This is a genomic window from Aquimarina litoralis (assembly GCF_019295435.1).
GTDB classification, from domain to species: domain Bacteria; phylum Bacteroidota; class Bacteroidia; order Flavobacteriales; family Flavobacteriaceae; genus Aquimarina; species Aquimarina litoralis_A.
Genome location: NZ_WEKL01000024.1, coordinates 1 through 13,202, shown reverse-complemented (window position 1 = coordinate 13,202; position 13,202 = coordinate 1). Strand labels below are relative to the sequence as shown.

Below are 13,202 nucleotides of genomic sequence, written 5' to 3'. Positions count from 1 at the left end.
TATATTACTTGCCATTCCTCTTCAGAGAAGCTCAAAAAGCACTACCACACATTTTATAGACTTTAATAATCATATGAGTATAAATAATTTAGAATACAATACAGAGCGTGATAAGTTGATTATCCCAGAATATGGTCGTCATTTGCAAAAAATGATAGATCAGGCTGTGGAAATTGAAGATAGAGAAGAAAGAAATAAAGTTGCCAAGGCAATTATTGCGGTAATGGGAAACCTTCAACCTCACTTAAGAGATGTTCCTGATTTTCAGCATAAATTATGGGATCAACTATTTATCATGAGTGATTTTAAATTAGATGTAGAAGCACCTTATCCTATACTAACTAAAGAAAAATTAGAAGAGCGACCTGAGCCTTTAGAGTATCCTCAGAATTTCCCAAAATATCGTTATTATGGTAATAATATCAAAAGAATGATTGATGTTGCTATTAATTGGGAAGAAGGAGATTTAAAGACAGCACTTACGTATACGATTGCCAATCATATGAAAAAATGTTATCTTAATTGGAATAAAGATACCGTAGATGATCAGGCAATTTTTAATCACCTTTTAGAATTAAGTGATGGCAAGATAGATCTAAGAAATAGTACTGAAGATCTAAGTAATGCCACAGATTTACTAAGAGGAAAAAAGAAAAACTACCGTTCTGGAGGTTCTGGTAAAAAGAATTATAGAGGCGGAAGTAATAATCGAGGTAAAAAACGTTATTAACCAATACCAACTTCATACCAATCAACTTTTATGAGTACTTTTAAGATAGAAGGTGGGCATAAGCTCAAAGGTGAAATTACACCTCAAGGAGCAAAAAATGAAGCCCTACAGATTCTTTGTGCTGTATTATTAACACCAGAAAAAGTCACTATTTCTAATATTCCTGATATTAGAGATGTGAATAAATTAATTGAAATTCTTAGGAATTTAGGAGTAAAAATTCAAAAACTTGGTAAAGGTAAATATACTTTTAAGAGTGATGAATTGAATTTAGAGTATCTCGAAAGCGAACAATTTAAAAAGGAAGGTAGTGGTCTAAGAGGTTCCATAATGATTGTTGGTCCTCTTTTGGGACGTTTTGGAAAAGGATATATCCCTAGACCTGGAGGAGATAAAATTGGCCGTCGTAGATTAGACACACACTTCGAAGGTTTTATTAATCTTGGGGCAGAATTTAGATATAATAAAGAAGAACGTTTTTATGGTGTAGAAGCTCCAGAAGGACTTACGGGAACTTACATGCTATTAGATGAGGCTTCTGTTACGGGAACTGCTAATATTGTAATGGCTGCAGCGCTGGCGAAAGGTAAAACTACTATCTATAATGCAGCTTGTGAACCCTACTTGCAACAATTATGCAAGATGATTAATTCGATGGGTGGTAAGATAGAAGGTCTAGGTTCTAACTTGCTTACAATTGAAGGAGTTGAAGCTTTACGAGGTTGTGAGCATAGAGTATTGCCAGATATGATCGAAATAGGTTCTTGGATTGGACTTGCCGCGATGACCAAAAGTGAGATCACAATTAAGAATGTAAGCTGGGAGAATCTGGGTGTAATTCCTAATACGTTTAGAAAGCTTGGAATTACTTTAGAAAAAATTGATGATGATATCTATATACCTGCACATACAGATGGTTACCAAATAGAGAGTTATATTGATGGATCTTTTATGACTATTGCAGATGCTCCTTGGCCAGGTTTTACACCAGATTTACTGAGTATTGTTTTGGTAGTTGCCACACAAGCAAGAGGTGAAGTAATGGTACATCAAAAAATGTTTGAAAGTCGCCTGTTTTTTGTAGATAAATTAATCGATATGGGAGCCAAAATTATTCTTTGTGATCCTCATCGTGCCACAATTATAGGTCATGACTTTAAATCTACATTAAAAGCTACTACAATGGTATCCCCTGATATTAGAGCAGGAATTTCATTGCTAATAGCAGCTTTAAGTGCGAAAGGAACATCTACTATTCATAATATTGAACAAATAGATAGAGGGTACGAAGATATTGATGATCGATTAAGAGCTATCGGAGCGAAAATCATCAGAATGGATTCTTAAAAAGAATATAAAAGTATATTTCTATATAAATAAAACGAGGAACTAGCTAGTTCCTCGTTTGCATTTTATTATATGATGGATACTCTTACTTTTTTCTTTTTGAGTCGAGTATTGTTAACCTGTTCTATTACTTTTTTTGCTTTAGATGCTTTTACAGCCACAAAAGCACAATCTGGTTTGATCTCAATAATTCCGAGTTCCTCTTTATGCAGTTTTCCTTGTTTGAAGAAAAGCCCTGCGATATCACCTTTAGAAATTTTATCTCTTCGTCCGCCAGAAATAAATAATGTTTTCCAATCTGATCTTTTTGGAATAGGAGCATCACTTAATTCTTCGGTTTCTATTTCATCAATAAAATCTGGAAGATCTTCTTCTTTCCATTGTATGATATAAGCTGTTCCATCAGCATTCATTCTGGCAGTTCTTCCATTTCTATGAGTGAATTCTTCGCTCTTAATGGGTAAATGATAATGGATAATATATTTGATCTCAGGAATATCAATTCCTCTTGCAGCTAGATCAGTTGCAATAATTATTTGATGTGTGCCATTACGAAACTTAATTAAAGATCGTTCTCTATCCTTTTGTTCCATGCCTCCATAAAAGCAACCATGATCTATCTTGTTTTCCTTTAAAAACTTGCTAACTCTTTGTATAGAGTCTTTAAAATTACAGAATATGATTCCTGGTTGATTTCCAATATGATGAATAGTTTGTACTAATGTTGGTAATTTGTCTTTAGTATCAGATACCACCTTTTTGATGGTTAGTTTAGAAGTTACTTGATCTAAATAATCAATTTGTACTGGATTTTGTAACCCTACAAAATCAGGTATTTGAATTTCCTGAGTTGCCGATGTAAGTATTCTTTTTTGAATTTTTGGTAATGCATGAATGATTTCTGTCATTTCTTTTTCAAAACCAACTTCTAAGGACTTATCAAATTCGTCTAAAACAATTGTTGTCAAATGATCTGTAGAAAAATTATCTCTTCTTAATCTATCTGCAACTCTACCAGGAGTTCCAATAAGAATAGCAGGACGATGTTTTAAATCTAATCTGTCTTGAGAACCCGATCTTCCTCCATAGACAGCATTGATCTTGTACCCAGTTCCCATATCTCTTGCTACCTTTTCTATTTGCATAGCTAATTCTCTAGAAGGTACTATTATTAGCGCTTGAATTTCTGTACAATCAAAAATGAGGTTATTAAGAATAGGCAATAAAAATGCAATTGTTTTTCCTGTTCCAGTAGGGGATAGTAGAATTACATTATCACTTGAAGAAATAGCTAACCCTGCTTCTTCTTGCATTGGATTAAGGTTTTCTATTCCAAGTTTCCTTAAAAAAGATTGCTGGTTTTGGGTGATGTATGACATGGGACAAAGGTACATTTAAATGTCATATTACATACCTTTTTGTTGAGCTTATCTGAGTAGGTAATTCTAAATATAAAATTTATGTGCTTGTCTTAATTTATAATAATACATGGTTGAAGTTAGTTGGAATAATTATAAATTTAGGAGAAAATTCCCTAAATTTAAAATAGATTTTTACGTTCCCCACACAATTAACTAGTAAGATATTTATAACTCATATCATAAATAAGGGCTTATTTAAGGTTTTCTGTAAATTTTAAAATAGAATTTAGAATGAAAAAAATTTTAGCGATTGATGATCAGCAATTAATACTATTATCTTTAGAAAAACATCTTACAGATCTTGATTATAAAGTTGAATGTGCCGATAGCGGTCAAAAAGGTTTAGAGTTATTTGAATCTTTTAACCCAGATCTTATTATTGTAGATATAAATATGGATGGCATGTCCGGTTTAGAGGTAATAGAAAAGATTAAAAAAGAAAAAAAGTCAGATGTTAAGGTTTTAGTACTTTCTGGAAATAATGACGAAGATATAATTATAGGTGGTTTTGATTTGGGAATTGATGATTATATGAAAAAGCCATTATCCTTAAATGAAGTTTCTGTAAGAATAGGAAGGATTTTAGGTGTCAAAAAAGATAGAACTCCAAGTAGTAGTTCAAAAGGTAAAATTTTACAGAGAAATTGTGTAGGTGTTGTTATTCCTTGCTATAATGAAGAAAAAAGATTGTTGAGTAAAGAATTCATTGATTTTACAAACAGTAATTTGGGGTATCACTTATGCTTTGTGAATGATGGAAGTACTGACAATACACTCGATGTATTGTTGGAATTGAGCAAAGGTAGAGAAGATAATATAAGTGTTTATAACTGTGAAAAAAATGGAGGTAAAGGAGAAGCCGTGAGGCAAGGTGTCTTGCATATGTCAAAGGATAAACAATTGGATTACATTGGGTATTTAGATGCAGATTTATCAACTGATTTTAAGGATTTTGATGATTTGGTGAAAACTATAGCTTCGTCAGAATTTAAAATAGTGAGTGGCTCTAGGATGAGTAGGATGGGAGCTGATATAACTAAAGAATCCGCTCGTAAAATAATAAGCAAAACGATTAACTTAATTATACGAAACATACTAGGGATGTCTTTCAATGATACTCAGTGCGGCGCCAAAATTATGGACAAAGAAGTATTTAATGAGTTATTTAAGCAAAAGTTTATTACTCGTTGGTTATTTGATGTAGAGATCTTTATCAGGATGCGAAAGTTCTACGGAAAGAAAAAGGCAATTTCATACATCTGCGAACAACCTTTGAAAAGATGGATACATGCTGATGGATCTAAATTGTCAATGAAGGATTCAGTAAAAATCATTGGGCAATTAGGACAAATTGCATACCACTACCGTTTAAAAAGTTAATGCCTAGTATTTTAGAAGTTTAACTATAAAGTCTCTTTTAAGTAGGTAGTGATATTAGTTAAAATATCTTCGAACTCTTCTTTTAGCTTTTCTGAAGAATCCTTAAGATTATCTTCATATTTCTCTGCTATATCATACCCTTTTTCTAGTCCTAATATACTGATCTTGTGTTTGAGTTTGTGAACATCCTCTGCTGCTTTTTTGTAATTACCAGTTGTTATACTTAAAAAGTATTTTTCTTTTTCTTTCGGAAACTCTTTTCTAATCACTTTAAAGATTTTCTCTTCAAAGACTTTATCTCCATTAGATAGTTTTGTAATAAAAGATAAGTTCGGTTGTTCCATAAATTATAAGTTGTTGTTTTCTATTTAGCTATAAGGCAATTTATTACGACAATGGTTTATAATATATGGGGAATTTTACTCCTAATTTAAAAACAAAATTTATAAAATACTATAAGTTTTGTAAAAATATTCCCTTCGATTTATTCTTCTAATAAGGCATCTTTTTTAAGCTTGTCTAACCAGTATATTACTAATTTTTTTAAAATCTATAATTACTATGAGTTTTTATTGATAAAATTACATTTTTGGAGTTATTAACATAGTTATTAACAATTTTTGTAAGAAAAAACTCTATTTTTTGTTTTTTGTGCACTTTTAATAAAGATATATCGTTAAAATATATCTTTTCAAAATGTTATCAACAAAAAATAAACAAATAATTTTGAAAATTGTTAATAACTTATTATATTTACGTATGTTAAATCTTTAAATCACACAATTATGAATCATCTTTATTCTTCTATTGAGCTTATATTAAAAAGTGCTGTTGATTTTTTAAAAGACCTTCCCGGAGCATCTAGTTATGCTATCCGTAAATGATAAATTGTTTAGTGTAGTTTATAAATAGTCAAAAAAAGGTTGTTCCTAGTGAGCAACCTTTTTTTATTTGGTGTTTATTGAAATATGAATATTTGCTCAGCATCTAAATATTTTGTTCTTTCGTTGATATAGTTATAAGTATTGAAAGATCTAGAACAAAAAATACGTTCCTTTACTCCCGTAAGTGATGCCGATATGGAATTTGGTCTTCGGTTTTATAGGAAGGAAACTTTTAATAAGGGTGACTTTCTGGTAAAACCAGGACAATATATTCATGACTTTTATTTTATGAGGCAAGGTTGTGTAACTTATTACACCATAGAAGAGGGAGTTGCAAGAGTAATGGAGTTCTACACAGAAAACACTTTTTTTACAGATTTATATCCCTATATCGAAGAGATTCCTTCAGAGTCATATTTAGAGTTTACGGAAGATTCTGTGATATATACAATATCGAAAGCTGATGCTTTAAAAGTATTTGATCACTCACATGCCTTAGAGCGTTTTGGGAGATTGTCAATGCAAAAAGCTTATATTAATAATTTTCGACAAATTAATCGGATAAAGAATCTGTCGAATCAAGAACGTTATCTTCAATTATTAGAAAAAAGACCTTCTCTTTTTCAAAGAGTTCCTCAATATATGATTGCCTCTTATTTAGGTTTAACACCAGTAGGGCTTTCAAAAATTAGGAAACGATTGAGTAAGAAATAAATAGCACTAAATATTTTTTATCAAAAACCAAATAAAATATTAAAATTCGTATTTATTAAACTTGTTTAATAAGAATCTACTAAATATTCACGAAATTTATTGGGTTGTCAATAATCAATTTCTTAAAACTTCGCGCAATGGCTAACCAATATGTAGATATCGAAACATTAAAGTACCTCTTGTATGATGTTCATCAACTTGAAGAAGTACTCATTCAAGATCGTTTTGCTGATCATGATAAAGATTCTTTGAATTTATTTTTAGACTCAGTAAAAGAATTTTCAGATAGAGAGCTATTTCCCTATGTGAAAGAAATGGATGAAAATCCAGCTTATTATAAAGATGGAAAAGTAGTCGTTCATAAACAGGTGGAGGTAATGATGAAAAAGGGCGGAGAAATGGGATTGATTTCGGGTACTTTTGACTACRAAGCAGGAGGATTGCAACTACCAATGATGATGTATACAGCATCTGCTTTTATTCAAGATGCGGCCAATAATCACTTACCGGGATATGTAGGGTTAACACTAGGAGCAGCAGAATTGATTATTCACTTTGCCAATAAAGAATTGAATGATATCTATGTTCCAAATATGCTATCTGGTAATTGGGGTGGAACTATGTGTTTAACAGAGCCTCAAGCAGGTAGTTCTTTATCAGATGTAGTAACAAAAGCGATTCCTCAAGAGGATGGATCCTATAAAATTTTGGGACAAAAGATATTCATTTCGGGTGGAGATCATCAATATGCAGAAAATTTTGTGCATTTGGTTCTTGCAAGAATAGAAGGTGCGCCTGCCGGAACAAAAGGTATTTCCTTATTCATAGTACCAAAAAAGAGACCAGATGGAAATGGAGGATTGATTGATAACGACGTTACAACGGTTGCAGATTTTCAAAAAATGGGACAACGTGGTTATTGTACAACACATTTAGGTTTCGGAGATGCGGATAACTGTAAAGGTTGGCTCGTTGGAAAACCTCATCAGGGATTAAAATATATGTTTTTGATGATGAATGGTGCTCGGWTTGCTGTGGGAAGAGGTGCTGCAGCCATTGCTACCGCTGCATATCAAGCTTCATTACAATATGCAAAAGAGCGTCCACAAGGAAGAAAGTTAGCAAATACAGGAAAAAAGGATTTAGAGCAAGCCCAAACACTCATTATTAATCATCCAGATGTTCGTAGAATGCTTTTCATGCAAAAAGTAATCTCTGAAGGCTCTTTAAGTTTGGTGCTATTAGCATCAAAATATTATGATCTTAAAGAAACCTTATCAGATCCTTTAGAAAAAGAAAAATATAACCTTTTATTAGAGTTAATTATTCCTATGGTAAAAACATATCCTTCAGAGATGGGAGCGCAAGCAGTTTCTAATGGTTTACAGGTTTTAGGAGGATATGGATTTTGTTCAGACTTTATACTACAGCAGTATCACAGAGATATTAGAATCTTTCCAATTTATGAAGGTACAACAGGAATACAATCTCAAGATTTATTAGGAAGAAAACTCCTGATGGAAAACGGAAAAGCATTAGAATTACTTAATAATGAAATCATGCATACGATCCGGCAAGCTTCAAAATTTGATGATCTAAAAGGATATGCAAATTCATTAGGAGAAAAGTTACTACTAACTCAGAAAGTAATTGGATTTTTAGTAGGCTTTGCTAAAAAAGGAGATTATCAACGTTTCTTGTCTGATGCAACTCCATTTATGGAATTCTTTAGCAATATTCTAATGGCTTGGATATGGTTAGATATAGCAACCAATGCTAAAAATGCCATCGTAACGGGAAAAAGTACTTATTCTGAAGAGTTTTACGAAAGCAAGATTCATGCAATGAAATTCTATTACAAATATGAATTACCTAAAACAAGTGGACTTGCAGAAACCTTGACGGATGAGGAGGTATTAACTATTCTTGGAGAGAAAGAAGTTTTCAATTAATTCAAATCACATATTTATCAATAATTAATTTCATTAAATAACTAATGAAGGGTATAAAACAATCATTTAATTTAAACGGGAAAGTAGCAATAATCACTGGTTCTAGTAAGGGAATAGGAAAATCAATTGCACAGGGATTAGCAGAACATGGAGCGAAAGTTGTGATCAGTAGCAGAAGTCAAGAAGMAGTAGATGATGTGGTTGCAGAATTCAAGGATAACAATTTGGATGCAATAGGAATTGCCTGCCATATCGGTAAGTCGGATCAACGAACTGATTTAATCGAAAAAACAATTGAACAGTGCGGAGGAGTAGATATTTTGGTAAATAACGTAGCAATAAATCCTGTATATGGACCTATTGAAGATGCTGAAGAAAGTGTTTTCGATAAGATTATGGATATTAATGTAAAAGCACCTTGGATTTTATCTAATCTTGCTCTGTCTTCAATGAAAGAAAGAGGAGGAGGGAGTATTGTAAATATAGCTTCAGTAGAAGCTTTACATCCAGGAGCAGGATTAGGTTTATATAGTACTAGTAAAGCAGCTTTACTCATGTTAACCAAGAATCAGGCAAAAGAATGGGGACAATATGGAATTCGTGCTAATGTAATCTGTCCAGGATTGATTAAAACTAAATTTAGTGCTGCACTTTGGCAAAATGAAAAGTTGCTTGACAAAATTGAAAAGACCTTGCCAAGTGCCCGAATGGGAATGCCGGATGAAATGGCTGGTATTGTTTGTTTACTGGCTTCAGAGGCTGGAGCCTACATGACTGGTGGTGTATATACTGCAGATGGTGGTTATATGATTGCAGGCTAATTTTAATTAACTCTTTTAGAATACAATCTATCATAAATTGAAATTATATGAATTTTGATTATTCAGAACATATATTAAGTCTTCAAAAGAAGCTTACTAACTTTTTTGAAGAACATATCTTACCCGTAGAGAATGAAGTGAATGAATTTCTGTATCATCCCAATAACCTTTGGAAACCTTGGCCTGGTATGGAAGCGCTGAAGGAAAAAGCCAAAGAAGCTGGTTTATGGAATTTGTTTTTACCCAAAGGATATGGAGATTTAAGTCCTGGTTTATCCAATTTAGAATATGCGCCGCTTGCCGAAATTATGGGACGTATTTTGTGGTCTTCAGAAATTTTTAATTGTAGCGCTCCAGATACTGGAAATATGGAGGTTTTAGCAAAATATGGATCAGCTTCGCAACAGCAAGAATGGTTAGAACCACTATTAAATGGAGATATCCGCTCTGCATTTTTAATGACTGAGCCTCAGGTAGCTTCATCAGATGCTACAAATATTGAAACATCTATTATAAGTGATGGAAATGATTATGTGATTAATGGAAGAAAATGGTGGTCTTCTGGAGGGATGAATCCAAATTGCAAGATAGCTATTGTAATGGGAAAAACAGATCCAAAAGCACCTAGGCATCAACAACAGAGTATGATCTTAGTTCCAATAAATACACCAGGATTAAAAATCATAAGACCACTTTCTGTTTTTGGTTTTTATGATTCTCCAGAGGGTCATGCGGAGATTGTATTAGAAAATGTTCGTGTTCCTAAAGAAAATCTGATTTTAGGAGAAGGAAGAGGTTTCGAGATCGCTCAAGGAAGGTTGGGGCCAGGACGTATCCATCATTGTATGCGCCTCATCGGTATGGCGCAGCGTTCATTAGAATTAATGTCCAAAAGAGCAGCTGAACGTATTGCTTTTGGAAAAACTTTTAAGGATTATAGTAGTATCCGACAAGAAATTGCACAGTCTCAATGTGATATTGAACAAGCAAGATTACTAACACTTTCTGCAGCTGATAAAATGGATAAGTTTGGGAATAAATTATCCAAAGATCTAATTGCAATGATAAAAATAGTAGCCCCTAAAATGGCGTTGAAAGTAATTGATAGGGCAATGCAAGTACATGGTGGAAAAGGAGTTGGACCCGATACACCTTTAGCACATTTTTTTGTTGCAGCAAGAATGCTTCGGTTAGCTGATGGGCCTGATGAAGTACATATGTATCAATTAGGAAAAAGTATTATAAAAAAGTATTCAGAAGAATAGTCAATTTAATGAAAGCATTTTAAACCAGTTGGTAAAGATGAGTTTTGGTGCGATTAAAAGAGTATGATAATGCAAAATGTTCGAAAAGGAGAAGAACTTAATGAAAATACACTAAAACCATTTCTACTTGATAAAGGTTTAATAGAAGATGTAAAAAGTCCATGGAAAGTAACTCAATATACGCATGGGTATTCTAACCTTACATATTTACTAGAAATTGAAAATAAAGAATATGTCTTGCGTCGTCCTCCCTTTGGAGCAATAAAAAGAGGACACGACATGAAACGAGAATTTAAAGTGCAATCTGGAATTTATAAAGCATTTCCCAAAGTTCCTAAAATGTATACCTATACTGATGATGGAGATATAATAGGATGTCAATTTTATATCATGGAAAAGGTAGATGGAATTATTCTAAACGTTAAAGAAGCAAAACAAAGAAAAGTTGCTCCTGCTAATTTTAAAATTATTGCTGATTCTTGGTTAAACACTTTTGTTGACCTTCATCAGATAGATTATAAACAAATAGGATTAGAAGATCTAGGGAAACCTGAAGGTTATGTAAAGCGTCAAGTGGCTAATTGGAGTAAACAGTATGTAGCAGCAATAACCCAAGAAGTTCCTTCGGCTCATAAAGTGATGGAATGGATGGAGTTGAATCAGCCAAAAGAGTATGCATTTAGTTTAGTACACAATGATTTTAAATATGATAATATTGTTTTTAAAGACCAAACTTGGAAAGAGGTAAATGCAGTTTTGGATTGGGAAATGGCAACCTTAGGAGATCCCTTGATGGATCTGGGAACCTCTTTAGCATATTGGACGATGAATAGTGACCACGAATTTGTACAAAAAGGAATTCCGTCACCAACTATATTGGAAGGAAATCCTTCTAGAAGTGAGATCGTACAGAGGTATGCAGAAAAAAGTGGAAGAGCCATAGATCATTTGACTTTTTACTATGCTTTTGGACTTTTCAAAATTGCGGTGATTGCTCAGCAAATTTATTTCCGATATAACAAAGGGTTAACCACCGATCCCAGGTTTGCACAATTAGATCAGGCTTCAGCTTTACTATGTAATTTAGCTTGGAAGGCAATTCAAATAAAAAAGATTGATTAAATACTGAAAGAATGGATTATTTAAGAGCTACATATTATTATGATTATCAATCAGAAGATATTCAAAATTTGATAAAAGAATTTAATAATGATGATTTATCTACAAAAGAAAAGGCAGTAGAGTTATATCTAAAAGTAAGAGATGAATGGCGTTATGATCCGTATCACATACGCTTGAAAAAAGAAGCTTATAAAGCTAGTGAGCTTGTAAAAAGAAGTAGTGGGCATTGTTTGGATAAATCGATCATATTAATAGCAGGATTAAGAGGTCTTGGAATTCCGGCAAGAATTCATCTTGCAAAAGTTAAAAATCACATAGGTGTAGAACGATTAATAGAAAAGTTTGGAACTAATGAATTAACTCCTCATGGAATGATTAATGTTTTTCTTAATGGAAAATGGCTAAAGGCTTCTCCAGCGTTTAATAAGGCTTTATGTGAAAAATGTAATGTAGCTCCATTAGAGTTTAATGGAGAAGAAGACTCTATGTTTCAAGAGTATGATAATCAAGGGGGTATTTTTATGGAATACATTGAAGATTATGGGCATTTTGAAGATTTGCCACATGATTTTATTTTGAACAATATAAAAGAGCATTACTCAGAAATATATAAGAAGTATGAAGGATACTCAGAAATAAGATTATAAATATCAACTTTATGAAAACCTATACAACCTTTACGGGAATAACCGAAAAACAATGGAACGATTTTTTGAAATTACCTCTCGAAGGATCTTTTCAAATGATTAATTTATTGAAATTTAAAGATAAAATTGAAGAAGAAGGGATAACTGGAGAAGAAGGCTATGCTCAATATATGAAGGCAGCACTCCCTTTTTTTAAGGTTACAAATGCAGAAGTACTTTATAGTGGAAAGCCTATTTACGGATTGATTGGACCCAAAGATAGAATAGAATGGGATAAAATATTGATTGTACAATACGAAAGTAAAGAAGAGTTTATAGGTATGATTAGTCATAAAGCATATCCTGCGGAAATGAGAAGCCGAGCTTTGTTAGATTCTCGTCTTATATTATGTACTGATCAGTAAGAAATAGAATAACCATTTATATAATATGCAAGTAAAAAATAAAATAGTTGTTGTCACAGGAGCTGGTTCTGGAATAGGAGCAGCTACCGCAAAACATTTTGCAAAATATGAAGCTACCGTTGTAGTATCTGATATAAAAGAAGGAAAAGCAAAGCGTATAGCAGATCAAATTATTGAAGAAGGAGGTAAAGCAGTTGTTATTCCAGCAAATGTTGCAAACTATGAAGAAGTAGCATCGCTAATCTCTAATACAGTAGATCAATTTGGAAGATTGGATGTAATGGTAAATAATGCAGGAATTGGTCCAAGAAACATGTCTAAAACTGCAGAATACACTTTACAGGATTGGGATAGTGTAATTGCAGTAAATCAAACGGGAGTTTTTTATTGTATGAAATTAGCATTACAGCAAATGATGAAACAAGGACACGGAAACATTGTAAATATTGCTTCATTAGCAGGTCTTAAAGCATCTTTAAATAACCTTTCTTATAGTGCTAGTAAGTTTGCAGTGG

Annotated in this window: 13 protein-coding genes; 11 read left to right on the top strand and 2 right to left on the bottom strand. The window is 32.7% G+C overall.

What is annotated here, in order from left to right:
* Positions 1-73 precede the first annotated feature (73 nt).
* Complete coding sequence (locus GBO31_RS13715) at positions 74-730, top strand: DUF4290 domain-containing protein (protein ID WP_219008985.1); 657 nt, start codon at positions 74-76, stop codon at positions 728-730.
* A 30-nt stretch (positions 731-760) separates the two neighbouring features.
* Positions 761-2,077, top strand: coding sequence for a UDP-N-acetylglucosamine 1-carboxyvinyltransferase (gene murA / locus GBO31_RS13710; RefSeq protein ID WP_219008930.1), 1,317 nt, complete (start codon positions 761-763; stop codon positions 2,075-2,077).
* Positions 2,078-2,145: 68 nt separating this feature from the next.
* On the opposite strand, the gene GBO31_RS13705 is transcribed toward murA, so the two are convergent.
* The gene (locus GBO31_RS13705) at positions 2,146-3,456 is read right to left on the bottom strand and encodes a DEAD/DEAH box helicase (RefSeq protein WP_219008929.1); all 1,311 of its coding nucleotides are present in this window, start codon (positions 3,454-3,456) and stop codon (positions 2,146-2,148) included.
* A gap of 273 nt (positions 3,457-3,729) precedes the next feature.
* On the opposite strand from GBO31_RS13705, the gene GBO31_RS13700 reads away from it, so the two are divergent.
* The gene (locus tag GBO31_RS13700; RefSeq protein WP_219008928.1) at positions 3,730-4,878 is read left to right on the top strand and encodes a response regulator; all 1,149 of its coding nucleotides are present in this window, start codon (positions 3,730-3,732) and stop codon (positions 4,876-4,878) included.
* A gap of 23 nt (positions 4,879-4,901) precedes the next feature.
* On the opposite strand, the gene GBO31_RS13695 is transcribed toward GBO31_RS13700, so the two are convergent.
* On the bottom strand, positions 4,902-5,222 hold the full coding sequence (locus tag GBO31_RS13695; RefSeq protein WP_219008927.1) for an Hpt domain-containing protein: 321 nt from the start codon (positions 5,220-5,222) through the stop codon (positions 4,902-4,904).
* 681 nt (positions 5,223-5,903) lie between these two features.
* Between GBO31_RS13695 and GBO31_RS13690 the strand changes: the two genes are divergently transcribed.
* The 8 genes from GBO31_RS13690 to GBO31_RS13655 all read left to right on the top strand — a co-directional run.
* Complete coding sequence (locus tag GBO31_RS13690) at positions 5,904-6,476, top strand: Crp/Fnr family transcriptional regulator (RefSeq protein WP_219008926.1); 573 nt, start codon at positions 5,904-5,906, stop codon at positions 6,474-6,476.
* 137 nt (positions 6,477-6,613) lie between these two features.
* Entirely contained in the window at positions 6,614-8,428 is a 1,815-nt protein-coding gene (locus GBO31_RS13685; RefSeq protein WP_219008925.1) for an acyl-CoA dehydrogenase, read from the top strand.
* Between the two features lie 44 nt (positions 8,429-8,472).
* The gene (locus GBO31_RS13680; RefSeq protein WP_219008924.1) at positions 8,473-9,249 is read left to right on the top strand and encodes an SDR family NAD(P)-dependent oxidoreductase; all 777 of its coding nucleotides are present in this window, start codon (positions 8,473-8,475) and stop codon (positions 9,247-9,249) included.
* A gap of 47 nt (positions 9,250-9,296) precedes the next feature.
* Complete coding sequence (locus GBO31_RS13675) at positions 9,297-10,514, top strand: acyl-CoA dehydrogenase family protein (RefSeq protein WP_219008923.1); 1,218 nt, start codon at positions 9,297-9,299, stop codon at positions 10,512-10,514.
* Positions 10,515-10,583: 69 nt separating this feature from the next.
* Complete coding sequence (locus GBO31_RS13670) at positions 10,584-11,636, top strand: phosphotransferase family protein (protein ID WP_246615873.1); 1,053 nt, start codon at positions 10,584-10,586, stop codon at positions 11,634-11,636.
* Between the two features lie 11 nt (positions 11,637-11,647).
* On the top strand, positions 11,648-12,283 hold the full coding sequence (locus GBO31_RS13665) for a transglutaminase-like domain-containing protein (RefSeq protein ID WP_219008921.1): 636 nt from the start codon (positions 11,648-11,650) through the stop codon (positions 12,281-12,283).
* 11 nt (positions 12,284-12,294) lie between these two features.
* On the top strand, positions 12,295-12,687 hold the full coding sequence (locus GBO31_RS13660) for a hypothetical protein (RefSeq protein WP_219008920.1): 393 nt from the start codon (positions 12,295-12,297) through the stop codon (positions 12,685-12,687).
* Positions 12,688-12,712: 25 nt separating this feature from the next.
* Positions 12,713-13,202, top strand: a 490-nt coding sequence (locus GBO31_RS13655) for an SDR family NAD(P)-dependent oxidoreductase (RefSeq protein ID WP_219008919.1), incomplete at its 3' end; no start/stop codon positions are given.

Excerpts from the sequence above, each read along its gene's own strand:
- GBO31_RS13715 (WP_219008985.1), top strand. The coding sequence starts at position 74 with ATGAGTATAAATAATTTAGAATACAATACAGAGCGTGATAAGTTGATT.
- murA (WP_219008930.1), top strand. The coding sequence starts at position 761 with ATGAGTACTTTTAAGATAGAAGGTGGGCATAAGCTCAAAGGTGAAATT.
- GBO31_RS13705 (WP_219008929.1), bottom strand. The coding sequence starts at position 3,456 with ATGTCATACATCACCCAAAACCAGCAATCTTTTTTAAGGAAACTTGGA.
- GBO31_RS13700 (WP_219008928.1), top strand. The coding sequence starts at position 3,730 with ATGAAAAAAATTTTAGCGATTGATGATCAGCAATTAATACTATTATCT.
- GBO31_RS13695 (WP_219008927.1), bottom strand. The coding sequence starts at position 5,222 with ATGGAACAACCGAACTTATCTTTTATTACAAAACTATCTAATGGAGAT.
- GBO31_RS13675 (WP_219008923.1), top strand. The coding sequence starts at position 9,297 with ATGAATTTTGATTATTCAGAACATATATTAAGTCTTCAAAAGAAGCTT.
- GBO31_RS13670 (WP_246615873.1), top strand. The coding sequence starts at position 10,584 with ATGCAAAATGTTCGAAAAGGAGAAGAACTTAATGAAAATACACTAAAA.
- GBO31_RS13665 (WP_219008921.1), top strand. The coding sequence starts at position 11,648 with ATGGATTATTTAAGAGCTACATATTATTATGATTATCAATCAGAAGAT.
- GBO31_RS13660 (WP_219008920.1), top strand. The coding sequence starts at position 12,295 with ATGAAAACCTATACAACCTTTACGGGAATAACCGAAAAACAATGGAAC.